The 25,776-nt window shown below is 69.1% G+C and carries 20 protein-coding genes and 1 pseudogene; 12 read left to right on the forward strand and 9 right to left on the reverse strand.

Translation table 11 applies throughout. The features are described 5' to 3' along the window. Positions 1–37: 37 nt before the first annotated feature. Together ACZZZQ_RS09300 and ACZZZQ_RS09305 are read right to left on the reverse strand one after the other, a co-directional pair. The gene (locus ACZZZQ_RS09300) at positions 38–811 is read right to left on the reverse strand and encodes an SDR family NAD(P)-dependent oxidoreductase (RefSeq protein ID WP_053097956.1); all 774 of its coding nucleotides are present in this window, start codon (positions 809–811) and stop codon (positions 38–40) included. After that, positions 793–1,653, reverse strand: coding sequence for a fumarylacetoacetate hydrolase family protein (locus ACZZZQ_RS09305; RefSeq protein WP_363522638.1), 861 nt, complete (start codon positions 1,651–1,653; stop codon positions 793–795). Before ACZZZQ_RS09305 ends, ACZZZQ_RS09300 begins: the two co-directional genes overlap by 19 nt. 135 nt (positions 1,654–1,788) lie before the next feature. On the opposite strand from ACZZZQ_RS09305, the pseudogene ACZZZQ_RS09310 reads away from it, so the two are divergent. Together ACZZZQ_RS09310 and ACZZZQ_RS09315 are read left to right on the forward strand one after the other, a co-directional pair. Next, a pseudogene (locus ACZZZQ_RS09310) lies at positions 1,789–3,083 on the forward strand (L-fuconate dehydratase). Beyond that, complete coding sequence (locus tag ACZZZQ_RS09315; protein WP_463507402.1) at positions 3,070–4,035, forward strand: aldo/keto reductase; 966 nt, start codon at positions 3,070–3,072, stop codon at positions 4,033–4,035. The pseudogene ACZZZQ_RS09310 and the gene ACZZZQ_RS09315 overlap by 14 nt, the downstream one beginning before the upstream one ends. A gap of 420 nt (positions 4,036–4,455) precedes the next feature. Here the strand turns inward: ACZZZQ_RS09315 and ACZZZQ_RS09320 are convergent, their stop codons facing one another. After that, on the reverse strand, positions 4,456–5,457 hold the full coding sequence (locus tag ACZZZQ_RS09320) for a LacI family DNA-binding transcriptional regulator (RefSeq protein ID WP_285363406.1): 1,002 nt from the start codon (positions 5,455–5,457) through the stop codon (positions 4,456–4,458). A 190-nt stretch (positions 5,458–5,647) separates the two neighbouring features. Here ACZZZQ_RS09320 and ACZZZQ_RS09325 point away from each other — a divergent pair, with 190 nt between their 5' ends. From ACZZZQ_RS09325 to ACZZZQ_RS09340, 4 genes are all read left to right on the forward strand, one after another. After that, positions 5,648–6,517: a sugar phosphate isomerase/epimerase family protein gene (locus ACZZZQ_RS09325; RefSeq protein WP_463507403.1), complete on the forward strand. Its 870-nt coding sequence runs from the start codon at positions 5,648–5,650 to the stop codon at positions 6,515–6,517. 187 nt (positions 6,518–6,704) lie between these two features. Further along, the gene (locus ACZZZQ_RS09330) at positions 6,705–8,207 is read left to right on the forward strand and encodes a sugar ABC transporter ATP-binding protein (protein ID WP_056280538.1); all 1,503 of its coding nucleotides are present in this window, start codon (positions 6,705–6,707) and stop codon (positions 8,205–8,207) included. Then, positions 8,207–9,241, forward strand: a complete 1,035-nt coding sequence (locus ACZZZQ_RS09335; protein ID WP_171821947.1) for an ABC transporter permease — start codon at positions 8,207–8,209, stop codon at positions 9,239–9,241. Before ACZZZQ_RS09330 ends, ACZZZQ_RS09335 begins: the two co-directional genes overlap by 1 nt. Before the next feature lie 49 nt (positions 9,242–9,290). Continuing rightward, a complete protein-coding gene (locus ACZZZQ_RS09340) occupies positions 9,291–10,289 on the forward strand; it encodes an ABC transporter substrate-binding protein (RefSeq protein ID WP_056280540.1) in 999 nt (332 codons plus the stop codon). Positions 10,290–10,370: 81 nt separating this feature from the next. Here ACZZZQ_RS09340 and ACZZZQ_RS09345 read toward each other — a convergent pair whose 3' ends face one another. The 5 genes from ACZZZQ_RS09345 to ACZZZQ_RS09365 form a co-directional block, all read right to left on the reverse strand. Then, entirely contained in the window at positions 10,371–10,667 is a 297-nt protein-coding gene (locus ACZZZQ_RS09345; RefSeq protein WP_463507404.1) for a putative quinol monooxygenase, read from the reverse strand. 72 nt (positions 10,668–10,739) lie between these two features. Next, entirely contained in the window at positions 10,740–15,131 is a 4,392-nt protein-coding gene (xylB, locus tag ACZZZQ_RS09350; protein WP_463507405.1) for a xylulokinase, read from the reverse strand. Between the two features lie 9 nt (positions 15,132–15,140). Then, positions 15,141–15,731, reverse strand: a complete 591-nt coding sequence (locus ACZZZQ_RS09355; RefSeq protein ID WP_053097935.1) for a glucose-6-phosphate isomerase family protein — start codon at positions 15,729–15,731, stop codon at positions 15,141–15,143. A gap of 172 nt (positions 15,732–15,903) precedes the next feature. Beyond that, a complete protein-coding gene (locus tag ACZZZQ_RS09360) occupies positions 15,904–16,734 on the reverse strand; it encodes an acetylxylan esterase family protein (RefSeq protein ID WP_463507406.1) in 831 nt (276 codons plus the stop codon). 195 nt (positions 16,735–16,929) lie between these two features. Next, complete coding sequence (locus tag ACZZZQ_RS09365; RefSeq protein WP_053097930.1) at positions 16,930–17,466, reverse strand: CGNR zinc finger domain-containing protein; 537 nt, start codon at positions 17,464–17,466, stop codon at positions 16,930–16,932. A gap of 39 nt (positions 17,467–17,505) precedes the next feature. Here ACZZZQ_RS09365 and ACZZZQ_RS09370 point away from each other — a divergent pair, with 39 nt between their 5' ends. From ACZZZQ_RS09370 to ACZZZQ_RS09390, 5 genes are all read left to right on the forward strand, one after another. Beyond that, positions 17,506–18,486 (forward strand): EamA family transporter, encoded by a 981-nt coding sequence (locus ACZZZQ_RS09370; protein WP_463507407.1) that lies wholly within the window; start codon positions 17,506–17,508, stop codon positions 18,484–18,486. 73 nt (positions 18,487–18,559) lie between these two features. Further along, positions 18,560–19,228, forward strand: coding sequence for a GntR family transcriptional regulator (locus tag ACZZZQ_RS09375; RefSeq protein ID WP_463507408.1), 669 nt, complete (start codon positions 18,560–18,562; stop codon positions 19,226–19,228). Next, complete coding sequence (locus ACZZZQ_RS09380; protein WP_072591976.1) at positions 19,225–20,751, forward strand: MmgE/PrpD family protein; 1,527 nt, start codon at positions 19,225–19,227, stop codon at positions 20,749–20,751. Before ACZZZQ_RS09375 ends, ACZZZQ_RS09380 begins: the two co-directional genes overlap by 4 nt. Continuing rightward, complete coding sequence (gene prpB / locus ACZZZQ_RS09385) at positions 20,751–21,653, forward strand: methylisocitrate lyase (RefSeq protein ID WP_053097922.1); 903 nt, start codon at positions 20,751–20,753, stop codon at positions 21,651–21,653. The genes ACZZZQ_RS09380 and prpB overlap by 1 nt, the downstream gene beginning before the upstream one ends. 2 nt (positions 21,654–21,655) lie before the next feature. Beyond that, positions 21,656–22,789 (forward strand): bifunctional 2-methylcitrate synthase/citrate synthase, encoded by a 1,134-nt coding sequence (locus ACZZZQ_RS09390; protein WP_463507409.1) that lies wholly within the window; start codon positions 21,656–21,658, stop codon positions 22,787–22,789. A 70-nt stretch (positions 22,790–22,859) separates the two neighbouring features. On the opposite strand, the gene ACZZZQ_RS09395 is transcribed toward ACZZZQ_RS09390, so the two are convergent. Next, positions 22,860–23,291, reverse strand: a complete 432-nt coding sequence (locus tag ACZZZQ_RS09395; protein WP_187250670.1) for an META domain-containing protein — start codon at positions 23,289–23,291, stop codon at positions 22,860–22,862. A gap of 305 nt (positions 23,292–23,596) precedes the next feature. On the opposite strand from ACZZZQ_RS09395, the gene ACZZZQ_RS09400 reads away from it, so the two are divergent. Beyond that, positions 23,597–25,759 (forward strand): S1 family peptidase, encoded by a 2,163-nt coding sequence (locus tag ACZZZQ_RS09400; protein WP_463507410.1) that lies wholly within the window; start codon positions 23,597–23,599, stop codon positions 25,757–25,759. Positions 25,760–25,776: the final 17 nt, after the last annotated feature.

Raw genomic sequence — 25,776 nt, forward strand, 5'->3', positions numbered from 1 at the left:
TCCGGGGCAGGGACCGGGACAGTGGGCGACGCGGCGGTCAGCCCCCGACGGGACGGAGCCGCAGCTGAGCCATGCCGCCGTCGACCTCGATGAACGTGCCCGTGGTCGAGCCCGCGGCGGGGCTCACCAGGTAGGCGACCGCCGCGGCGACCTCGTCGGGTGAGACCAGGCGGCCATGCGGCTGGCGGGCCTCGAGGGCGGCGCGCTCGGCGGCCGGGTCGTCGGCCGAGTCGAGCAGCCGGCCGACCCACGGGGTGTCGGCGGTGCCGGGGTTGACGGCGTTGACGCGGATGCCCTCGCGCAGGTGATCGGCGGCCATGGCACGGGTCAGGGCCGAGACGGCGCCCTTCGACGCGCTGTAGAGCGCGCGCTGGGGAAGGCCGGTGGTCGAGGCGATGGATGCCGTGTTGCAGACCGCCGCGCTCGGCGACTTCTTGAGCCACGGCAGCGCCGCCGACGTGACGCGGGCGATGCCCGTGACGTTGATCGAGAGCACACGCGCCCACTCGTCGTCGTCGTTGGCGCTGATGTCGCCCTGGGCGCCGACCCCGGCGTTGTTCACGACGATGTCGATGCGCCCGAACCTCTCGGCGACGGCGGCCACGGCGGCATCGACCGATGCACGGTCCGACACGTCGGCCGTGAAAGCGGCGAAGGCGGCATCCGCTCCTGAGGTGTCGCGGTCGAGCACCGCGATCTGCGCGCCGTCGGCGTGCAGGCGGGCGGCGATGGCCGCTCCGATCCCGGATGCTCCGCCGGTCACGATCGCGACGAGTCCGTCGAGTGCGCTGCTCACTTCTGTGCCTCCCATGCCACGAACTCCTGGCGCTGATGCCCGAGTCCTTCGATCTCGATGTCGACCACGTCGCCCGCCGTCAGATAGGGGAACTTGCCCCCGAAGGCCACGCCCTGGGGAGTGCCCGTGAGGATCAGGTCGCCCGGCTCGAGCGTGACGTACTGCGACAGGTGGTGCACGATCACGCGCACGTCGAAGATCATGTCGTCGGTGTTCGAATCCTGACGCGCTTCGCCGTTCACCCAGCTGCGCAGCCGCAGGTCGTCGACGTCGACCTCGTCGGGTGTCACCAGCCAGGGGCCGGTCGGGTTGAAACCGGGGGCGATCTTGCCCTTCGACCACTGCCCGCCCGAGACCTCCATCTGGAAGGCGCGCTCCGAGACGTCGTTCGCCACCACGTAGCCGGCGATGTGGGCGTCGGCGTCGTCGGGCGAATCGAGGTAGGCGGCGCGGGCGCCGATCACGATGCCGAGCTCGACCTCCCAGTCGGTCTTCTCGCTGCCGCGGGGGATCGTGACCGCATCGTTCGGGCCGACCACCGTGTTCGGCGTCTTCAGGAACATGATCGGGACGGTCGGCGGCTCGGAGCCGGACTCGCGGGCGTGCGCCGCGTAATTCTGGCCGATGCAGATGACGGCGCTCGGGCGCGCGATCGGCGCGCCGATGCGCATCGCCGCGGCATCCCCGAGAACCGGCAGTTCGTCGGCGGCGCGGGCCGCGGCGACGCGAGCCCGGAAATCACCGGCGAGGAAATCACCGTTCACATCGGATGTCACAGAGCGCAGATCGAGGTAGCGGTCGCCTTCGACGAGGACGGGGATCTCGGCGCCGGGGGTGCCTAGCCGTGCGAACTTCATGTCTCTCCTGCTCAGTGAGGTGTCCGTGGGTGACGAGGCGCGTCAGTGCGGCCCGTCTCGTTGACAGTATAGACATCCGATGTTTACACTCCAAGAGATCTGCACGGATATCCGTCCCGTGCACGAGAGGAACCCGTGAGCCGCATCGTCGCCCTCGACACGACCGACATCCGCTTCCCGACATCGCTGAGTCTGGACGGATCGGATGCCATGAATCCCGACCCCGACTACTCGGCCGCATACGTGATCGTGCGCACGGATGCCGAGGACGGCATCGACGGCCACGCGTTCGTCTTCACGATCGGGCGCGGCAACGATGTGCAGGTCGCCGCGATCGACGCGCTCGCCGGGCACCTCGTCGGTCGCGAGATCGAGCCGCTGCTCGACGACATGGGCACGACGTTCCGCGACATCATCGGCGACTCGCAGCTGCGCTGGCTCGGCCCCGAGAAGGGCGTCATGCACATGGCCATCGGCGCGGTCATCAACGCGCTGTGGGACATCAAGGCCAAGCGGGCCGGGCTGCCGCTGTGGCAGCTGCTCGCGCGGATGACGCCCGAGGAGCTCGTGGGACTCGTCGACTTCCGCTACCTCACCAATGCGCTGACGCCCGAGGACGCCCTCGAGATCCTGCGCGCCGCCGAGCCGGGACGCCTCGAGCGCGAACGAGAACTGCTCGCCACCGGATACCCCGGCTACACGACCAGCCCCGGATGGCTCGGATACTCCGACGAGAAGCTCGAACGGCTCGCCCGCGAGGCGATGGCCGACGGCTTCACCCAGATCAAGCTCAAGGTCGGCGCCGACCTCGACGACGACATCCGCCGTTTCCGCAAGGCCCGCGAGGTGTGCGGACCGGACTTCCCCATCGCGATCGACGCCAACCAGCGGTGGGAGGTGTCGGAGGCGATCGAATGGATAGGCGCGCTCGCCGAGTTCCACCCCGCCTGGATCGAAGAGCCCACGAGCCCCGACGACGTGCTCGGTCACGCCGAGATCGCCAGGGGGTGGCACCCATCCGCGTCGCCACCGGCGAGCACGCCCAGAACCGCGTCATCTTCAAGCAGCTGCTGCAGGCCGAGGCGATCTCGGTCATGCAGATCGACGCCGTGCGCGTCGCGGGCGTCAACGAGAACATCGCCAACCTGCTGCTGGCCGCGAAGTTCGGTGTGCCGGTCTGCCCGCATGCCGGCGGCGTCGGGCTGTGCGAGGCCGTGCAGCACCTCTCGATGTTCGACTTCGTCGCCGTCACCGGCACCCGCGAAGGGCGGATGATCGAATTCGTCGACCACCTGCACGAGCACTTCGTGATCCCCACCGACATCCAGGGCGGGTCGTACATGGCGCCCACGGCGCCCGGATCCGGCATGGAGATGAAGGCCGAGAGCATCGCCGCGTACACGTGGACGGGGCAGCATGTCGGGGTCTGATGCTCTGGCGGTTCCGCCCCTCGGATACGGGGCCGCGAATGTCGGCAACCTCTTCCGCGCGCTGAGCGATGACGAGGCGTGGGCGGTGCTCGATGCGGCGTGGGACAGCGGCATCCGCTACTTCGACACCGCTCCGCATTACGGGCTCGGGCTCTCGGAGCGTCGTCTCGGGGCGTTCCTGCAGACCAAACCGCGCGACGAGTACGTGCTGTCGACCAAGGTCGGCCGCCTGCTGCGACCGAACCCCGACCACGACGGCGGCCTCGACACCGCGAACGACTTCCATGTTCCCGACGATCTGCAGCGCGTGTGGGACTTCTCGGCTGAGGGGATACGCACCAGTCTCGATGAGTCCCGCGAACGTCTCGGGATCGAGCGCATCGACCTGCTCTACCTGCACGACCCCGAGCGGCATGACCTGGATCTCGCGCTCGCCGAGGCGCTGCCGGCGCTCGAGCAGCTGCGTCGCGACGGCGAGGTGACTGCCGTCGGCATCGGCTCGATGGTGTCGGATGCGCTCGCCGCCTCCGTGCGGTCGGCCGACCTCGACCTGGTCATGGTCGCGGGCAGATACACGCTGCTCGAACAGCCGGCGGCGGCCGAGGTGCTGCCGGCGTGCCGAGAGACCGGGACAGGGATCGTCGCGGCATCCGTCTTCAACTCCGGGCTGCTGGCATCGAACGAACCTCGCCGCGACGGGCGATACGAGTACGGGCAGCTTCCCGACGAGCTGTGGGAGCGGCTGCTGCGCATCGCACGGGTGTGCGCCGAGCACGACGTGCCGCTGCCCGCCGCCGCGATCCAGTTCCCGCTGCAGTCAGACGTGGTGCGCTCGGTGGTGGTCGGAGGAAGCCGGCCAGGGCAGCTGACGCAGAATGCCGAGTATGCGGCGCTCGAGATTCCTGGCGCGCTGTGGAATGAGCTCGCTGCAGAGGGGCTGATACCGGGCTGAGCCGGACGGCGGCGCGTTCACAATTCAGCACAGGTCTGCGCTAGTGGCGGTCTGGGGCTTCGGCGGCGGCATCAGTGCGGATTCGTGCTGAATTGTGAACCGAGCCCGCGCCATAACTCTGGATAGCCGGGACGGAATGGCGGGCTGAGACGCCCTGGCGTGAGTTCGACGTGCGCTTCTCCGGAGTTGTGGAAGCCGGACGGCGCGCGTTCACAATTCAGCATAGGTCTGCGCTAGTGGGCGGTCTGGGGCTTCGGCGGCGGCATCAGTGCGGGTTCGTGCTGAATTGTGAACCGGGCCTGCGCCATAACTCTGGATAGCCGGGGCGGAACGGCAGCGCCAGACGCCAGGGCTCGGACTGGGTGGGCGCTTCTCCGGAGTTATGGAGTCGCACCGGCGACGCGACGGCGGAGACGAGGCTCAGCGGCCGACGGTCGACTCGCGGACCACGAGCTCGGCGGCGAACGGTGTGGGAGCGGGGAGGTCGGCCGTGGGGTCTGTGAGCTGACGGATGAGTGCCGCGCCCGCCGCGCGGCCGATCTCGTACCCGGGCTGTCGCACGCTCGTCAGCGGCACGACGCTCTGGTGGGCCTGCGCGACGTCGTCGAAGCCGACCAGCGCGATCTCCTCGGGCACGCGGATGCCCCGGCGCAGCAGCTGGGTGAGCACGCCGATCGCCACCATGTCGTTGGCGGCGAAGATCGCGTCGGGGCGTTCGGTGGCAGGCATCTCGGCGATCCGCGCGCCGACGTCGAGGCCGTCCTCGGTCGTCAGGTGCGGCACGTCGATCACATCGGCCGTCGCCCCGGCCGCGGTGACGGCATCGCGCAGCCCGAGGAGGCGGTCGTTCGACTGGCTGACGCTCGGCGCCCCCAGGAAGAGGATGCGGCGGCGGCCGAGCGACAGCAGGTGCTCGCCCGCCAGCCGTCCGCCGCCGCGGTCGTCGAACAGCACCGAACCGACGGTCGGCGAATCGGGGATCGGGCCGACGACGACCGAGCGGATGCCGCGATCGGCGAGCTGTTCGAGCCGGGGCACCACGTCTTCGAGCGGGTAGATGACGATGCCCTGCACCCGGTGCGCCTCGAACATGTCGATGTTGCCGCGTTCGGTGTCGGCGTCGCGGTTGCTGTTGCTGAAGAACAGCGACCAGCCGCCCTCGCGGGCCACGTCTTCGACCCCGCGCGAGAGCTCGTGGAAGTACGGCAGCCAGGCGTCGAGAAGAATCAGCGCCAGCGCCTTGCTGGAGCCGGCTCGCAGTTGACGGGCGGATTCGTTGGGCACGTAGCCGAGCTGCGCGATCGCCTCCCTCACCTTCGCCGCGCTCGATTCGCCGAGCACATGCGGGTGGTTGAGGTAGTTCGAGACGGTCGAGGAGGACACCCCGGCGAGAGCGGCGACGTCTTTGACGCTGGCGGGCATGGAGCTCCTGTCGACTGCGCGTCGACGCAGGACGGTCGGCGGCGAGTCCAGAGTAGCCCAGCGATTGCAACGTGCCAAGAAAGTTCTTGACACCGCATCCCCGACCCGCGTACGGTGACCTGAACGCAGAGTTGCAACGTGCCAATCCTGCCGAGGCGAAGGTGCCGCACACCCGTCTCCGAGAGGTCTCATGAACATCGGATGCCACGGGCTCGTCTGGACCGGACACTTCGATGCCGACGGCATCCGTCTCTCCGTCGAGAAGACGAAGGCGGCCGGATTCGACCTGATCGAGTTCCCGCTGATGGACCCGTTCTCGTTCGACGTCACCGCGGCGAAGGACGCGCTCGAAGAGCACGATCTCGCCGTCAGCGCCTCGCTCGGACTCTCGGGAGCGACCGACGTGACGAGCTCCGACCCGGCTGTCGTGGCCGCGGGGGAGGCCCTGCTGCTCAGGGCGGTCGACGTGCTCGCGGACCTCGGCGGCCAGCACTTCTGCGGCGTGATCTACAGTGCGATGCAGAAGTACATGGACCCGGTGACGGCCGAGGGGCTGGAGAGCAGTCGGCAAACGATCGCCCGCGTCGCCGACCATGCCGCAGAGCGCGGCATCTCGGTCTCGCTCGAGGTCGTGAACCGCTACGAGACGAACGTGCTGAACACCGCACGGCAGGCGCTCGCCTACCTCGCCGAGGTCGATCGGCCGAACCTCGGCATCCACCTCGACACGTACCACATGAACATCGAGGAGTCGGATATGTTCGCGCCGGTCCTCGACGCGGCTCCGGCCCTGCGCTACGTGCACATCGGCGAGAGCCACCGCGGCTATCTCGGCACCGGCACCGTCGACTTCGACACCTTCTTCAAGGCGCTGGGCCGCATCGGCTACGACGGTCCGATCGTGTTCGAGTCGTTCTCGTCAGCCGTCGTCGCCCCCGATCTCAGCCGCATGCTCGGCATCTGGCGCAACCTGTGGACCGACAACGTCGAGCTCGGAGCGCACGCCAACGCCTACATCCGCGACAAGCTCGTCGCGGTCGACTCGATCCGGCTGCACTGAGCCGGGCCGTCGCCTCGATCCGCCGACCTGTTGCCAACTTGTTATTACAGGTCTTCCCATCCGAAGAAGTCTTAGTTACATTTAGATACAACTTGCGCAGGGTGGGGCGTAAGACGCAGAATTGATCCGATGTTTCCGGACCCGACCGGAATATCGCATCACGACCTTCAAGGAAGCAGGTGAGCACATGAGTGACCCCATTCTCAGAGTCGACGGGATCAGCAAGGGATTCCCCGGTGTGCAGGCTCTCAAGGATGTGCACCTCGAGGTGCGAGCCGGCGAGGTGCTGGTGCTCGTGGGCGAGAACGGCGCCGGCAAGTCGACCCTGATGAAGATCCTCTCGGGGATCTACACCAAGGACGAGGGCACCATCACGTTCGAGGGCCAGGAGGTCGAACTCACCAGCCCGCTGCAGGCGCAGCAGCTCGGCATCACGATCATCCACCAGGAACTCAACCTGATGCCCGATCTCACCGTGGCGCAGAACATCTTCGTGGGTCGCGAGCCCACCACCGGCCCCTTCCTGTCGGAGCGCAAGCTCAACGCGCAGACGGCCGAACTGCTGCAGCGCCTCGGCATCAGGGTCAACCCGCGACAGCTCGTCGGCGAGCTGACCGTGGCCGAGCAGCAGATGGTCGAGATCGCCAAGGCGCTCTCGTTCAACGCCAAGGTGCTCATCATGGACGAGCCCACCTCGGCGCTCACCGACTCCGAGACCGAGACCCTGTTCCTGCTGATCGAGCAGCTGCGCGCCTCGGGGACCGGCATCGTCTACATCTCGCACCGCATGGACGAGCTGCGGCGTCTCGCCGACCGGGTCACGGTGCTCCGTGACGGCACATACATCGGATCACTGGAGAAGTCAGAGGTCAGCGTCCCGAAGATCATCGAGATGATGGTCGGCCGCGTGATCGACGAGGGAACCCGTCCGCAGGCCCGCGATCACATCAACGACCCGATCGTGCTCGACGTGCAGGGACTCTCGACCAAGAACCTCCTCAAGGACGTCTCGTTCCAGCTGCACAAGGGCGAGATCCTCGGCTTCGCCGGGCTCATGGGCGCCGGGCGCACCGAGACCGCGCGGGCCATCATCGGTGCCGACCACCGCGACGGCGGCACGATCGCGATCGGCGGCGACCCGGTGCGCATCGGACAGCCGGCGGATGCGGTCAAGCACGGCCTCGGCTACCTCTCCGAGGACCGCAAGCTGCTGGGCCTGATGCTCGAGCAGGACGTGACCTTCAACACCGTGCTCGCCTCGCTCGGGTCGTACGCCAACGGCATCGGCTGGATGGGCGACGCGAAAGCGAAGAACCGCACCAAGGAGTACGTGCAGCAGCTGCGGGTCAAGACGCCCTCGGTGAACCAGGTCGTGAAGCTGCTCTCGGGAGGGAACCAGCAGAAGGTCGTCATCGCCCGGTGGCTGATGCGCGACTGCGACATCCTCATCTTCGACGAGCCGACCCGAGGGATCGACGTCGGCGCGAAGGAGGAGATCTACCGCCTCATGCAGCAGCTCGCTGACCAGGGCAAATCCATCATCGTCATCTCATCGGAGCTCCCCGAGATCCTCCGCGTCGCGAACCGCATCGCGGTCTTCGCGAACGGTCGGATCACCGGGACGCTCCGCAACGAGGAAGCCAGCCAGGAGAAGATCATGCAACTCGCAGCCCACGGGGAGGAAGACTGATGAGCACCCCACAGCAGTCCGGATCGTCGACGACGACGATCATCCAGACGGCGGTCGATGAGAACACCGACAAGCGCGACTTCGGCGGGTTCCTCCGTCGCCAGCTGCAGCAGTCGCTCGCCTTCGGCACGCTGATCGTCCTGGTGATCTTCTTCTCGATCGCCAGCCCGAACTTCTTCACCTTCAGCAACATCGCCACGGTGCTGCTGTCGACGGCGGTCATCGGCATCCTCGCCCTCGGCACGACCTTCGTCATCATCACCGGCGGCATCGATCTCTCGATCGGCACCGGTATGGCGCTGTGCGCCGTGATGACGGGTGTCTTCGTGACCAACATGGGACTCCCCGTCTGGGTCGGGGTGATCGGCGGTGTGCTCACGGGTGTCCTCATGGGACTCGTGAACGGCATCAACATCACGTTCCTCCGGCTGCCGCCCTTCATCGCGACCCTCGCGATGATGATGATCGCCGGCGGACTCGCCCTCGTCATCTCGAACGTCTCGCCGATCTACTTCTCGACCTCGGCCCCCGACTTCAAGAAGATCGCGCTCGGCGTGATCATCCCCGGCATCCCGAACGCCGTGCTGATCACCGCCGTGGCCGCGATCATCGCGTGGCTCGTGCTGTCGAAGACGCTCCTCGGCCGCTACACCTTCGCGATCGGCTCGAACGAGGAGGCCACCCGGCTGTCGGGTGTGAACACCCGCCGCTGGACGATCCTCATCTACATGTTCGCGGGCGCCTTCACCGGCATCGCGGGCATCGTGATCGCGGCCCGTCTCGACTCGGCGCAGCCGCAGATCGGCACCGGCTACGAGCTGCAGGCGATCGCCGCCGTCATCATCGGCGGAACGTCGCTGCTCGGCGGACGAGGCTCGATCCTCGGCACCGTGATCGGTGCGCTCATCATGAGCGTGCTCGTCAACGGCCTGCGCATCATGTCGATCCAGTCGGAGTGGCAGAACATCGTCGTCGGCATCGTCGTGCTGCTGGCCGTCTTCCTCGACTCGCTGCGCAACCGCCAGCGCACCTGACCCACAGATCTACACCCCCCACCACCACACAGAGAACAATGGAGTTTCCATGAAATTCGGCAAGAAGACCGCATTCGCGGCACTCGTGGCCGCATCCGCCCTCGTCTTCGCGGGTTGCGCAGGCGGCGGTGACGTCATCGAAGAAGGCAGCGGCGACGGAGGCAGCGGCGACGGCGAGATGTACATCGCGCTCGTCTCGAAGGGCTTCCAGCACCAGTTCTGGCAGGCCGTCAAGACCGGTGCTCAGGAGAAGGCGGACGAGCTCGGCGTGAAGATCACGTTCGAGGGCCCGGCCGCCGAGACCGAGATCGCCCAGCAGCTCGAGATGCTCACCACCGCGATCGACAAGAACCCGGATGCCATCGCCTACGCCGCCCTCGACCCCGAGGCGTGCGTCGCCCCGCTCGAGCAGGCGAAGGCCAAGGACATCCCCGTCGTGTACTTCGACGCTCCCTGCGACGGCGACGTCGGACTCAGCCTGTCGGCGACCGACAGCAAGGTCGCCGGTGCGCTCGCCGCAGAGCACATGGCCGAGCTGATCGGCGGCGAGGGCGAAGTCGCCATCGTCGGCCACTCGAACATCAACTCGACCGGTGTCGAGCGTCGTGACGGATTCGTCGAGAAGATCGAGGCGGACTTCCCCGACATCAAGATCGTCGACATCCAGTACGGTGACGGCGACCACCTGAAGTCGGCTGACATCGCGAAGACGCTGATCGCCGCTCACCCCGATCTCAAGGGCATCTACGGCACGAACGAGGGCTCGGCCATCGGCGTCGTGAACGCCGTGAACGAGCTCGGCCTCGAGAAGGGCAAGATCACGATCGTCGGCTTCGACTCGGGAGCTGCCCAGATCAACGCGATCAAGGACGGAACGATGGCCGGCGCCATCACGCAGGACCCGATCGGCATCGGCGCGCAGGTCGTCCAGGCGGCGTACGACGCGGCCAACGGCGAGGACGTCGAGGAGTTCTACGACACGGGTTCGTACTGGTACGACAGCACGAACCTCGAGGACGAGGACATCGCAGCGGTCCTCTACGAGTGACCCGCTGAGAAAGAAGCCCCTCACCTTCGGGTGGGGGGCTTCTTGCGTGCCGGGGGTGCGGGGGGCGCGTGGCAGGGTGCGTCAGATACGTCGGAGGAAGGTCAGCACGGATGCCGGCTCGACGATCAGCTGCTGCAGCGCCTCATTGAACGGGACGCCGGCCGGGGCCGAGATGTGCGCCTGGAAGGCCGCCTCGTCGCGGTAGACCTCGTAGACGAAGAAGCGGTCGGGGTCGTCGACGAGCCGCGTCGCATCGAACACGACGTTGCCCTCTTCGGCGCGCACCACCTCGGCGAAGTCGCGCAGCAGCGCCGCAACGTCGTCGCCCTTCTCGGGGCGTGCGGTGAACACGGCATGCAGGATGGTCGGCTCGGTCATGCGGACTCCTCGGGTGTGGGCTGGCGGGGTGGGACGGTGCGGTCAGGCAGCGGTGTGGTCAGGCTGACAGGGTCAGGTCGACAGGGTGAGCAGGCGCGCGGGGTTGGCGACCAGCATCCGCTCGACCGCGTCGTCGCCCAGCGCGGAGCGCAGCCGCGGCAGGTAGCGCTCGCCGAGATAGGCGAGACCCGGCATGCCGCCGTACGCGAGGTAGCGGGTGCGGCGGGCGACATCGCCGCCGAGCAGGATGCCGTCTCCGCATCCGAGGGCGACGGCCTTCTCGGTCAGGGCGAGCAGCTCGGCATCCGACCTCGTGCGCGGACGCGCGAAGCCGTCGTAGCCCAGGTAGGCACCGCGCTCGGCGAGCGACGCGTGCAGCCCGGCATCCGGATCGCGGTCGGCATGCGCGAGCACGACGCGATCGGATGCCACGCCTTCGCCCTCGAGCAGATCGAGGACCTCGTGCGCGGCGGTGCAGAACTCCAGGTGCACCATGACCGGCGCGCCGGTCGCTCGGTGCGCCGCTGCGACCGCGAGCAGGGTCGTGTGCTCGAAGGCGGTGATGCTCCAGTAGCCGACGCCGGCTTTCAGCATCCCGGCGCGTACCGGTGATCCCTCGGGCGCAGCCGCCCGGGGCACGTCGGGGGTCTCGAACACCAGCGCATCGTCGACGAGCATCCCGCGCATCACCTCGGCGATGAACAGCTCGGCCAGGCGCTCGACATCCCACACCTGCATCGGATGGTCCTCGCCGTAGTGCGCCTCGCGGTGGCGCCCTGTCGTGGCGACGATGTGCAGTCCGGTGCCGGCGCTGATGCGTGCGACCCCCTCGGGATCGCGCCCGAGCCCGAACGGCGTCGCATCGACCATCGCCGCGAAGCCGCTGGCCCGCAGCAGGGCGGCCTCCTGGCCGGAGAGCTCCTCATCGTCGAGCTCATCGCCGACCAGCAGCGGCGAGATCTGGAACAGGTGCTCGTGATAGTCCGTCGCCCCGAGACGCGTCGGGTCGATGTCGCCGAGCACCGTCCGCACGACGGGCATCAGCGCACCGATTCGGCGGCCTGGGCGAGCCGCTCGACGATCTCCGGCGTGAGGTCGATCTCGAACACGTCGGCGACGACCTGCGACCACCCGTGGATGAAGTAGCGCCAGCCGTCGACCACGTGCAGACCGCGCGCGCCCTCCTGCGCACGCGCCTGATGCAGGAACTCGAGCGAGCCGCGGTAGTTGAACTCCCACACCCACGCGTCCTCGGGGAACGCGACGTCGTCGGGCAGCGGCGAGCCCGGGCGGTCCTTGCCGAGGCCGGTGGCGTTCACGATCAGCGAGCCCGCGGGAGCGCCTGCGACGATGGCCGCGGCATCCTGCACCGTGTCGGTGCGCACGTACGTGATCAGCCCGTCGGGGGTGCCGTGCTGGCGGTGCACCTCGCGCAGGTGGTCGAGCTTGTCGTCGTCGCGAGCGGTCACGGTGATCTTCGCCGGAGCATCCGCCCTCTCCGCCAGCGCCCAGCTGAGCGCGGTGCCCGAGCCGCCGGCGCCGAGGATCACGACCTCCGCCCCGGTGCGGGCGAAGTGGTCGGCCGGCAGGAAGTCCTCGAGTGCGAGATCGACGGTGAGGGGGTCTTTGGCGCGGCCGATCAGGCGGTCGCCCCGCTTCGAGATGCTCGAGATCTCGGAGCACGAGACGGCGAACGGGTCGAGCTCGTCGAACAGGTCGGATGCCGCGGCGAACACGTTCATCTTGTGGGTCGTGACCAGTGCGCCCCGGTGCTGCGGGTCGTCGCGGATCTGCTCGACCATGGCGACGTACTGCTCGGGCGTCGCATCCATCGGAAGGTCGTGTCCGATGAGGTTCTCGGTGGGGAGGCCCAGCACCTCGGCCCACTTCGGGAACACCTTCATGATCGACGACGAGCCGGTGCTCACGCCGACGAAGCCCATGTAGCCGCCGGTCGTGGTCGCGGGGGTCGCGGTGTTCTCGGTGATGGTCATCGCTGGGTCCTTCAGGGTCGGGGGAGACGGGGTGGGCGGGAGCGGTGCCCGCGAGAACCGCGAGCACATCGTCGAGGGACATCGAGCCCATGTTGTCGACGGCCTGGGTCGTCTGCGCGCCGAGATGCGGGGTCACGGTGACACGGTCGGCGAGGTCGTCGGCGAGCAGCGGACTCGCGCTCGCCGCGGTGTCGCCGGTCAGGGTGTCGGCGGCGTATCCGCCGAGGCGTCCGTCACGCAGGGCGGCGGCGAGTGCCGCCTCGTCGACGAGGTCGGGGCGGGCGGTGTTCACCAGGATCGTGCCGGGGCGGATGCGGTCGAGTCGCGCCGCATCGACGAGCGTCTGCCCGCCCGGGGCGTGCAGGGTGATGACGTCGGCGGTGCGGAACAGCTCGTCGAGGTCGACCGGTTCGGCGCCGCGCTCGGCGATCACGTCGGCCGGCAGGAACGGATCTGCCGCGAGCACGCGTGCGCCGAAACCGCTCAGACGTCGCGCGACGCCCTGGCCTATGCGACCGAACCCGACGATGCCGACCGTGGCGGCTCCGAGCTCGCGACCGCGCCGCACGGCCCAGTCGCCGGCCCGCACGCGGCGATCGCCGTCGGGGATGAACCGGAGCGCCGCGAGCATGAGGCCGACGGCGTGGTCGGCGACGGCATCCGCGTTCGCCCCCGGGGTGTTCGTCACCGGGATGCCGCGCCGCAGCGCCGCGTCGAGATCGACTGCCTCGGTGCCGACGCCGTAGCGGGCCACGACCCTGAGGTTCGGCGCGGCGGCCAGGTGGTCGTCGGTCACCGGACCCGTGCCCGCGATCCACCCCTCGGCGGCAGCGAGCAGGGGTGCGAGCTCGGTGAGCGCGTGGTGGGCGGGGCCCCGGACGATCTCGTGGCCGGCGGCCCTGGCTCGCCCGACGAGGTCGAGGTCTCCGTCCGAGAACGACCGGCTGGTCGCGAGGATGACTCCCATCAGGCGCCTCGGGTGGCGGGGGCCTGGGCGAACCACGGCTCGAGCGCGGCGTAGGCGCCGACGAAGCGCGAATGCCGCTGCGCGTGCACGGCGTGCCGGCCGGCGTCCGGAGTGAACTCCGCCGTGACCTCGCTGAGCGCCCGCGCCGCCGAGGAAGTCGGCGAGGCCGAGGCCGACGGCACCGGTGACAGCGGCGCCGAGGCTGTTGGCCTCTTCGACGATCGTGCGCCGTCGGATCGGCACACCCCAGACGTCGGCGAGGATGCCGAGCCAGGCGTCGCTCTGCGCTCCGCCGCCCACCGCGTCGATGCGGTCGATCGACGCACCGGATTCGCGGAACGCCTGGATGCAGGTGAGCAGGTTGTACGCGACACCCTCGAGCACGGCTCGGGTGAGGTGCGCGCGGGTGTGGTGACGGGCGAGGCCGACGAAGGCTCCGCGGGCGTGCGGGTCCCACAGCGGGGATCGTTCGCCGAGCAGATAGGGGAGGAAGTAGAGGTCCTCGGTGTCGAGGTCGCCCCCGGCCTCCGTGGTGAGCCGGGCGGTGTCGGGGCGGGCGGGGTCGGGGGAGAGGGCTTCGGCGATCCACTGCACCGAGGCGCCGCCGGCCTGCATGGTCGCGGTCGGCACGAAGGATCCGGGCACGACGTTGTCGAACGTCATGGTGCGCATCTGCGGGTCGTGCAGCGGTGTGAGGCTCGCGAACGAGATCCACGACGAGGTGCCCAGGCACACGTACGCGCCGTCTTCGGGCGCGACGATGCCCGAACCGACGGCGGCCAGGGGGCCGTCTCCGCCGCCCATGACGACGCGGACGGATGCCGGAAGCCCGAGGTCGGTGGCCGATTCGGCGGTGAGGGACCCGGCGATCGTCGTCGATTCGAGGATCTCGGGGAAGAGGGCGGGGTCGAGTCCCGCGGCGGCGAGCACATCGGCCGACCACTCGCCGCGCACCTGGTCGTAGGCGTTGGTGCCCGAGGCGTCGGAGCGCTCGGTGGCGAGGCGTCCGGTGAGACGGTAGACGATGTAGTCCTTCGCGACGCAGAAGTGCCGCACCCGCGCCCAGACATCCGGCTCGTTGTCGCGCACCCACATGATCTTCTCGACCGAGTAGGTGGGGTTCAGTCGATGGCCGAGCACGCGATAGGCGTCCTGTGCGCCGAGACGCTCTTCGAGCTCACGGGTCTGCGCGCCCGAGCGGGTGTCGGCCCAGATGATCGCGGGGCGCACCGGCTCGCCGTGTGCGTCGAGCAGCACCGTGCCCATCATCTGGCCGCTGACGACGAGTCCGCCGACGGTCGACGGGTCGACGCCCGCACGGTCGATCAGCTGTCGGGTCGCCGAGACGACGGCATCCCACCAGTCCGCCGGATCCTGCTCGGCGATGCCGCCCGCGGCGAAGTGCGCGGGGTACGGCACCGTGACCGAGGTGACGAGGCGTCCGTCGTCATGGTGCAGGGAGGCCTTGTCGCCGGTGGTCCCCAGATCGTGCGCGATCAGCATGGCCGGAGCCTATTCCGCGGAGGGGGACGCGGAATAGGGGCGCAGGTCCACGCCCTCGGTGGCGCGATAGGCCCGAGAGCCCATCCCGTGCTCGAGGACCCAGCCGTAGTCGTGGCCGGCGCCGCCCGGGTACACCGCGAGGAACGAGTAGGGCTCGTCGCCCGTGTTGACCGAGCGGTGCGCCCAGCCCGGCGGGATGTAGCCGATCGTGCCGGGCAGCATGTCGAGCCATTCGGTGCGCTCGCCGTCGAACATGAGCAGCCCGCCGCGGCCCTTCAGCGCGAGGTAGATCTCGCCCTGGTGGTTCGGATGCTGGTGGCCCTTGGTCATCCAGAGCTCTCCCGAGGTGTCGCCGGGCATGATCGTGGTGATCGACTGCGGCAGCTCGCGGTCGACCTCGGGCACGGGAGAGCTGACCACGGTGTAGACGACGGGGTTGTCGCCGGCGGCCGCGGCAGCCCAGGCGTCGGCGTCGAGGAAGAGTCCCTCGAGGTCGGACATGCGCCGCGTCAGAGTGGGTCCCTCCGGGGAGAGCGTGAGCTTCTCGGCGTCGAAGGCGATCGCCATCGGCGAGATCGGGGGAGTGTGGAACTGGGGCATCGGTGCTCCTCGTGCGGATGCTGCGGCGCTGCGCAACCTGTAATGACAAGTTGAGTGTACCTGTGATGACAAGTGGCGTCCAGTGCTCGGATGCGCAGGCCGGGGAGCGCGGGTGTGCGCTGCTCCTGGATCGCCCGAACCCGTCGGGCTCGCCATGCGAGTTTCTCCGGAGTCATGGAGCGGAGGCGGCGCGCAGTGCGCGCGCGAGGTGGGCGCGGCCGCCTCTGACGGACTCGGCTGTCACCTCGTCGGCCCCTGGATAGTCGGCATGGCCGGCGGGAAGGACGGCGAGTTCGAGCATCCGCGCCGCGTTCGCGACGCCGAACTGTCCGGGCGGCGGCACGTACGGGTCCCACAGTGCCGCCTCCACGCGTACCGGAACGCGGGCGAAGCCGAGGGCTGACGAGGCGTCGAACCAGCGCAGCGCCTCGCGCGCGTCGGGATGCGCGGCGACGTGATCGCGCACGGTCTCCCCGCTGCCGAGGCAGTGAACGGCGAGGCGCTCGTCGTACTGCCCGAAGCTCGGGACGATGAGGGTCGCCCCGATATACCGGTCGTCCCACGGCAGGGCGAGCGCTCCGATGCCGCCGCCGAAGCTCTCGCCGACGTAGTAGAGCGGCACGCGTCCGACGAGCGCGGTCAGGGCATCCGCCGCGAGCCAGAGGTCGCGGGCGCAGAGTCCCAGCACGTAGTCGTCGGGGTTCTCGATCCCGGCCAGCACATGCTCGGCCTGGATCTCGGGGGCGCCGATGCCCGTGTTCAGCGTGGGCAGCCCGCGGGCGACAGGGAAGATCGCCGCTGCATCCTCGGGAATACGAGCGAGGTCGATCGCATCCCGCCCGCCGTATCCGTGGCTGTGCACGACGCCCACCCGCGCGGGCGGCGAGACGGGCTCGACGAGCCAGGCACGCAGTCGGATGCCGTCGACTCCGGCGTGCTCGATGATCGACACCCGCCGGCCGTGGATGCTCTCGGTGGACAGCACGGCGGGTGCGGCATCCACCGTCTTCGCCTGTGCGCGCCACGCCTGCCATCGCGCGGTGAAGCCGTCCGGCGCTGGAACCGGTGCGATCTCGCGGAGCGTGGTGAGCGTGTGTCCGTAAGCGGCGTCGAACTCGGCGTCGGGGAACCAGGTGTCGTAGGGAGGGGGAAGGCCATGACGAGACGACGCTACCGAACGTCCTCCGGATGCCGCGGCTCAGGCGCTCGCGCGCCGCGCACGATACGCCGCCACCGCGTTGCGATTCGTGCAGGTCGTCGAGCAGTAGCGCTTCGACCGGTTGCGGGACAGGTCGAGAGCGAGCGCCTCGCACGTGTCGTCGGCGCAGATCGAGATGCGGGATCCCTCGTCGGTGCGGATGACGTCGATCAGCGCCATCGCGGTCTCGATCAGCACGCGCTCGGCGAGGGGGCGCTCGTCGGCGACGGCGTGCAGGTGCCAGTCCACGCCGTCATGGCGCACGAGTCGCGGCGCGAGAGACGCTTCGGCCAGCGCGGCGTTGACGTGCTCGGCCATCTCGTCTCGTGGCGCGATGAGCATGGAGCGCAGGCGCGGGCGGATCGCACGCAGCGAGGAGAGCTCGGCGTCGTCGCGGTCGAGGCGGCCGGAGTAGGGGAAGTCCGCGAGAAAGGCGTCGTAGTCGGCGAGCGTCTCGAGGGTCTCGGGCTCTTCCGCCGAGTTCACGAGCCGGATGGCTGCGCGGAGCGCCTCTTCCGTGTCATCGGTGAAGTTCATGTTGACACCTTACAACGTGCACGAGTAGCGTCACCTGTCATGAGCAAAGTTGCGAATGACATCTCGATGCGCGGCGTGCGTCTCGGTCTGCCTCTGGCGATCGGCGCGGCCTTCGCGTTCGGGATGTCCGGCGCCTGGGCTCGCGGGCTCATCGATGCGGGGTGGACGCCCGGTGCTGCCGTGACCGCGCGTGTCTGGGTCGCCGCACTCGTGCTGCTCGTGCCGACGGTCCTGTCGCTGCGCGGGCGGTGGGCAGTGCTCCGCAAGAACGCCGGGATGGTCGCCGCCTACGGACTGCTCGCCGTCACCGCCACGCAGCTCTGCTACTTCCAGGCCGTCGCAGTGATGGACGTGGGCCTCGCACTGCTCATCGAATACACCGCGCCGATCGCCGTCATCCTTTGGCTGTGGCTCCGCCGGGGCGAGCGGCCGAGTCGGCGCAGCGTGATCGGCGCGGCCATCGCCTTCATCGGACTCGTGCTGATGCTCGACATCATCACCGGCGCCGAGGTCGATGTCGCGGGCATCCTCTGGGCACTCGCCGCGATGGTGGGCGCCGCGACGTACTTCCTGCTCTCGGCCAAGGCCGACACCGGACTGCCTCCGATCGCGCTCGCCGGGGGCGGGCTGCTGCTCGGCGCGATCGCACTGACGGTCGCCGGACTCGCCGGCATCCTGCCCATCGCGTGGACGACCGACGACATCACCTATCGCTTCGGCACCGTGCCGTGGTTCGTGCCGGTGCTCGCGATCGGCCTGATCGCGACGGCACTCGCCTACGTGCTCGGCATCGCGTCGACACGGATGCTGGGCTCCCGCCTCGCATCCTTCGTCGCGCTCTCCGAGGTGGTCGCCGCGCTGCTCTTCGGCTGGCTGCTGCTCGGACAGCTGCCCGATCTGCTGCAGGCCCTCGGCGGGGCGCTGGTGCTGGTCGGCGTCGTCGTGGTGAAGCTCGGCGAGCCGCGTCCCGCCGAGTTCGTCGAGCCGGTGCCGGATGCCGTGGAGCGGCCGCAGCGGTAGCGCAATGTATACGCGAAGAACCCGATGACCGCGCGACTGACCATCGAAACGTATTTGTGTATACACTGAGGGCATGAGCTCTGTCGCCGATCGCATCACCGCCGGCGATCGAGCCCACGCCGCGCTGCTCGAGGAGATCCAGTCCGGCGCCCTCCCCGCGGGGTTCGTGCTCGGCGAGGTCGAGCAGGCCGCCCGCCTCGGCATCAGCCGCACCCCGATGCGCGAAGCGCTGCGCCGCCTCGCCGCCGACGGCCTCGTCGTGCAGCAGTCGCCGCGAGTGACGGTGGTCGCCGACCTGGATGCCGACGACATCCGCGCGCTGTTCGAGATCCGCCGCGCGCTCGAAGAGACCTCCGCCCGACTCGCGGCCCGGCGGGGTGACGCCGCCCTCTTCGCCGCCCTCGCCGACGAGTTCGCGCACGTCGACCTCACCGCCGTCGAGGGCCGCGACGCGTACTACGCCCTGATCGCCCGCTTCGATGCCGCTCTCGACGGTGCGGTCGACAACGACTACATCGCCTCGGCTCTGCGCACCGTGCGCACCCACCTCGTGCGAGTCCGCCGCATGGCCCGCGACAAGCCGGCCCGCCTCGCAGCCTCAGCCGCCGAGCACCGAACGATCGCGCAGGCCCTCGCCGCCCGGGACGGCGACCTCGCCGCCCACGCCACGCACGTGCATCTGCACAATGCGCTGACCGGCATCCTCGACTCACTGACCGCCAACCCAGAAGGTGTGAAATGACCGTCACCCACCACGTCCGCGTCCACCGCAGCGATGAGAACCTCGCCCGCGAAGACCAGCTCGCCTGGAAGATCGCCGAGGTCGCCGCCGACCCGGTCGAGGTCGACCAGGACGTCACCGACATGATCATCAACCGCATCATCGACAACGCGTCGGTGGCCGCGGCATCGCTCACCCGCGGGCCCATCAACGCGGCTCGCACCCAGGCGTTCAGCCACCCCGTCTCGACCGGCGGCATCGGCGCGACGGTCTTCGGCGCGGCTCTCGACCACCGCACCAGCCCCGAGTGGGCGGCGTGGGCCAACGGCGTGGCCGTGCGCGAGCTCGACTATCACGACACGTTCCTCGCGGCGGAGTACTCGCACCCGGGCGACAACATCCCGCCGATCCTCGCCGTCGCCCAGCACGTGCAGGCCGACGGCCGCGCGCTGCTGCGCGGCATCGCCACCGGCTACGAGATCCAGATGGACCTCGTGCGCGCGATCTGCCTGCACAAGCACAAGATCGACCACGTCGCGCACCTCGGCCCGTCGGCCGCCGCCGGCATCGGCACTCTGCTCGGGCTCGACGTCGAGACGATCTACCAGGCCGTCGGTCAGGGCCTGCACACCACCACCGCCACGCGTCAGAGCCGCAAGGGCGAGATCTCGACCTGGAAGGCGCACGCCCCGGCCTTCGCCGGCAAGCTCGCCGTCGAAGCGGTCGACCGGGCGATGCGCGGTCAGACGAGTCCCGCGCCGATCTACGAGGGCGAAGACGGCGTGATCGCCTGGATGCTCGACGGCAAGGACGCCGCCTACGAGGTGCCGCTTCCTGCCGCGGGCGAGGCGAAGCGCGCGATCCTCGACTCGTACACCAAGGAGCACTCGGCCGAGTACCAGGCGCAGGCGTGGATCGACCTCGCCCGCAAGCTCGGCACCGAGAATCCGGCGCTGCGCGACCCCGCCAACATCGAGGCCATCGTGCTGCACACCAGCCACCACACGCACTATGTGATCGGCTCGGGTGCGAACGACCCGCAGAAGTACGACCCCACTGCATCCCGTGAGACGCTCGACCACTCGATCCCGTACATTTTCGCGGTCGCGCTGCAGGACGGCGGCTGGCACCACGTCGATTCGTACACCCCCGAGCGGGCCGGTCGCGCAGACACGGTCGCCCTGTGGCACAAGATCACCACGGCCGAGGATGCCGAGTGGACCCGCCGCTACCACTCCGAAGACCCCGACGTGAAGGCGTTCGGCGGTCGCGTCGAGTTCCGCCTCACCGACGGCACGACCGTGGTCGATGAGATCGCCGTCGCGGACGCGCACCCGCTGGGCGCTCGTCCGTTCGCCCGCGAGAACTACATCGCGAAGTTCCGTCTGCTGGCCGAGCCCGTGCTCGAGCCCGCGGAGATCGAGCGGTTCCTCGAGCTCGTGCAGCGTCTGCCCGAGCTCACGGCCGCGGAGGTCGGCGAGCTGTCGATCATCGCGAAGCCCGGCCTGCTCGAGGGCGCCGATGCCCCGAAGGGCCTGTTCTGATGCTGTATTCGCACGTCACCCCGGCTGAGAAGCGCCGTCTGTTCCGCGAACGGCTCGCGAGTGGCGAGCTGCTGCGCTTCCCCGGCGCGTTCAATCCGCTGAGCGCCCGACTGATCGAGCAGAAGGGCTTCGACGGGGTCTACATCTCGGGTGCGGTGCTCTCTGCCGACCTCGGGGTGCCCGACATCGGCCTCACCACGCTGACCGAGGTCGCCGGTCGGGCCAAGCAGATCGCGCGGATGACCGACATCCCCGCGATCGTCGACGCCGACACCGGCTTCGGCGAGCCGATGAACGTCGCCCGCACGATCCAGGAGCTCGAGGATGCCGGCCTCGCCGGCACGCACATCGAAGACCAGATCAACCCGAAGCGTTGCGGCCACCTCGACGGCAAGAGCGTCGTCGACGAGAGCACGGCGATCCGTCGCATCCGCGCCGCCGCCGACGCTCGACGCGACCCGAACTTCCTCATCATGGCGCGCACCGACATCCGCGCGGTCGAGGGACTCGAGTCCGCGATCGATCGTGCGAAGGCGCTGGTGGATGCCGGGGCGGATGCCGTCTTCCCCGAGGCCATGCGCACCCTCGGCGAGTTCGAGGCGATGGCGAATGCGCTCGACGTGCCGATCCTCGCCAACATGACCGAATTCGGCAAGAGCGATCTGTTCTCGGTCGACCAGTTGCGGGATGCCGGTGTGAACATGGTCATCTGGCCGGTGTCGCTGCTGCGCATCGCGATGGGCGCGGCGGGCGGTGCGCTCGATACGCTGAACGAGGAGGGGCACCTCACCTCGAAGCTCGGTGAGATGCAGCACCGTGCCGATCTCTACGACCTGATCGACTACGAGTCCTACAAGCAGTTTGACTCCGGCGTCGCAGGCTTCACCGTCACGAAGGAGTGAGCATGACCGAGCCGGACATCAAGAAGGGCCTTGCCGGGGTCGTCGTCGACACGACCGCGATCTCGAAGGTCAACCCCGAGACGAACAGCCTGCTCTACCGCGGATATCCCGTGCAGGAGCTGGCGGCGACCCAGCCTTTCGAGGCGGTGGCCTACCTGCTGTGGCACGGCGAGTTGCCGACGGCCGACGAGCTGGCCGCTTTCCGCGCGGAGGAGCGCCTCCGACGCGCTCTGACCGACAGCGTGAAGACCGCGATCGACCTGGTTCCGCTCGACGCGCATCCGATGGACGAGGTGCGCACGGCGGTCAGCCTGATCGGTGCCTCCGACACGAACGCGGGCGGATCGGTGCTCGATGCCGGCGGCAGCCCGGAGGAGAACCTCGAGCGCAGCATCCGTCTGTTCGCCGCTCTCCCCGCGATCGTCGCGTACGGTCAGCGCCGCCGCCGCGGGCAGGAGCCGATCGCACCGCGCGACGACCTCGACTACTCCGCGAACTTCCTCTGGATGACGTTCGGCGAGGAGCCCGATCCTGTGGTCGTCGACGCGTTCAACCGCTCGATGATCCTGTATGCGGAGCACTCGTTCAACGCCTCGACGTTCACGGCCCGCGTGATCACCTCCACCCTCAGCGACCTCTACTCGGCGGTGGTCGGGGCGATCGGCGCGCTCAAGGGGCCGCTGCACGGCGGCGCCAACGAGGCTGTGCTGCACATCTTCGACGAGATCGGCGAGGCCTCGAACGTCGTGCCCTGGCTCGACACGGCGCTGGCCGAGAAGCGCAAAATCATGGGCTTCGGGCACCGCGTCTACAAGAGCGGCGACTCGCGGGTGCCGACGATGAAGGCGGCGCTCGACACCCTGGTCGAGCACTACGACAAGGCCGAGGTGGCAGAGCTGTACGACGCTCTCGAGTCGGAGTTCGTGGCGCGCAAGGGCATCTACCCGAACCTCGACTACCCGTCGGGTCCTGCCTACAACCTCATCGGCTTCGACACCCTCACCTTCACGCCGCTGTTCGTCGCGGCGCGGGTCACAGGGTGGACGGCGCACATCATCGAACAGGCCGGTGCGAACGCTCTGATCCGCCCGCTGTCGTTCTACGACGGCGTCGACGAACGCCACATCGAGAACTGATCGGCGCACCGGCCCGGGTCGACGACCCGGGCCGGGCGCCGGACCGGATGCCGCACTCCGCGGCGTGACGTCAGCTCGCGCGCGGGAGGGTGCCCAGCTCCGTGCCGGACGCGTCCTTGATCACGAGGACGTCGCCGTCGATCTCGACCGCACGCACGCCCCGCATCCAGCCGTCCACTCCGGGGCACGCCTTCAGCGTCGACGCGAATCGGGCGAGATCGACATGGTCGCCGTTCACCGAGTAGGTCGTCGTGATGCCGTTGCAGCCGTCACTGCCGTGCACCTCGCCGTCGGCGGTGAACTCGAGGTGCGGCTGACCGGAGGCATCCTCTCCCCACAGTCCGACGAGCTTCTCGACGACGGCGCTGTCTTCGCCGTTCGGGTCGGCGCTCGACGTCGGCGCACTGCTGGGGCCGCCGGTCGCGCAGGCTGCGCCCATCACGGCGAAGGCTCCCAGGATCGCGAGGCCGACGAGGGTGCGTGCTCTGCGGTGGGTGCTCATGGTGGCCATGGTAACCGTGTCGTCTGCGAACGCAATCCGTTGTGCGGCGGGCGGTCGTCCTGCCGTATCGCAAACGAGAGGGCCAGGTCAAGAGGCGAAATTCTGGTAAACAATTTCCCCATTCTGTGGATTTACTGGGTACGCTTCTGGAGATCCCTGCTCGTCTCGACGAACAGGATCCTGCTTGTCGGGGGGCCAGCGTCGCAGTTCACGCCTCCACCGGGAGGCGAACGGTTCTGTGTGCACAGCACACTGCCGACGATGAAACTGACTGACGATCCGTGACCAGCAAGGACATACATCACATGAAGCACAGAGTGACAGGCCGCCGCCCACTGGCGCTGACGGCCGCCACCACGCTCGCCCTCTCGGGGCTCTTCCTCGGAGCGCCTGTGGCGTTCGCGGACGACTCCGCAGAAGCACCCGGACAGGACGCTCCTGCCCAGGTGCTGAACACGAAGGCGGACCTGGCCGAGGCCGACACCGACATGGTCGCGCTCGGTCAGACCGCAGGTGGCGAGAACGTCGTCGTCGTCACCGCCGACACCGGCAAGAGCGACGCCGAGATCACGCAGATCGCGAGCGACAACGGCGTCACCGACGCATCCGTCGTCAAGGTCGACACCGCACTCTCGTCCTTCGCCGAGGGCGACATCGTCGGCGGTCAGGGCTACCTCTCGGTGAGCCCCGATCTCGAGAGCTTCGTCGCCGGCGTGCCCGGGAGCAACGCCTGGTCGTGCTCCATCGGCTTCGCGGCCTTCACGCCCACCGGCGACCCGGCGCTCCTGAGTGCCGGACACTGCGCGTTCGATGAAGACGGCGAGCCGCTCCGCGACACCACGCTGACCGTTCCCAGCAGCGAAGACGCAGCCGGTGGCACCCAGACCGCGCTGCCGGCCACGATCGACCTGCTCGGTACGTTCGGCTTCGCTCAGTTCGGCGGCGGCGACGGCGGCCTCGGTTCGAACGGCGACACCACCGCGACGGACATCTCGACCATCGACATCAACGAGGCCGCAGGCTGGAACCCGGTACCGGCGGTCACCGACTGGACCACTGCCGGCGACTCGCTGAGCTCGCTCGCAGACAGCGTCATCGAGATCAAGTCCGTCGCGGCACCGACGCTCGGCGAGGTCTCGAAGAGCGGTCGCACGACCGGCTTCACCACCGGCGTCGTCGCCAGCGACGACATCCTCGACGGATGGGCCAACATCGACGGTCACTGGGTGCAGGGCTTCTCGAGCAACACGCTCGCAGGCCCCGGAGACTCCGGTGGATCGGTCATCCAGGGCAACGCGGCCGTCGGCCTCATCAGCGGTGGCACGGAAGCGACCGAGACCCAGGAGCAGTTCACCTGGGCGGCATCGCTCGTGACCGCCCTGCCCAAGACGGGTGGCTACCAGGTCGCTCTCGACCTCGACGCACCGGTCGTCACCAGCCCGACCGATGGCGCCGAGGTGCAGCCCGGAACGGCCATCACCGGAACCGCTCCCGGCGCGGAGAAGGTCACGGTCAGCGGCTTCGGCGCAGACCAGACCGTTCGCGTCGTCGACGGCGCGTTCTCGGTGGTCGGCCCGGTCGAGCTCGGCGAGCAGACCATCTCGGTCCGTGCCCGCACCGGCTTCAGCTCCTCCGAGACCGTCACGCTCGACGTGAAGGTCGTGCCGGCTCCGCTCGTCGCGCCGGTCATCACCTCGCCCGCCGACGGATCGACCGTCAACGAGACGGTCACCGCGATCAGCGGCACCGGCCTGCCGACCACCGCCATCACGGTGACCGACGCCCAGACCGATGACGTGCTCGGCACCACCGAGGTCGCCGCAGACGGTTCCTGGACCGTCGACGGACTCACCCTCGAGTACGGCTCGCACAGCGTCGTCGTGACGCAGACCCGCACGATCGACGGTGACGAGGAAGTCTCTCCCGAGGCCACCTCGGCATTCTCGGTCATCCCCGTCTCGCCGGCCGTGACCTCGGTCGCGAACGGCGCGGAGTTCGCCCACAATGACGGTCCTTCCGGACTCGCCGGCTCGGGCATCGACGGAGCGACCGTGACGGTGAAGCTCACCGGCGCCGAGCCGACCACGGCGAACACGGCGGCCCTCGCGGGCGCCTTCGCCGCGGCGAGCGGCACGTTCACGGCCACTGTCGAGGACGGCGCCTGGAGCGTCGACTTCGGTGCGGCTCTCGAGTCGGGCACCTACACGGTCTCGGCCACGCAGGCCATCGACGGCGTCTCGTCGGCTCCGACCGACCTGGCGTTCGCTGTTCTCGCCGCACCGGTCGCCGGCGGTGGCGGAGCCGCTCCCGCTCCCGGTGAGGGTGGCGCAGCCGCCCCGGGTGACGGCGGTCTCGCCGCGACCGGTTCCGACATGCTCGTCCCGCTGACGGCCGGAGCCATCGCGCTCGCCCTGCTCTCGGGCGGACTGCTGCTGGTCGTGCGTCGTCGCCAGCAGATCCAGAGCTGATCGCCTGATCACGATCT

It is taken from the genome of Microbacterium sp. AC132 (genome assembly GCF_979258525.1).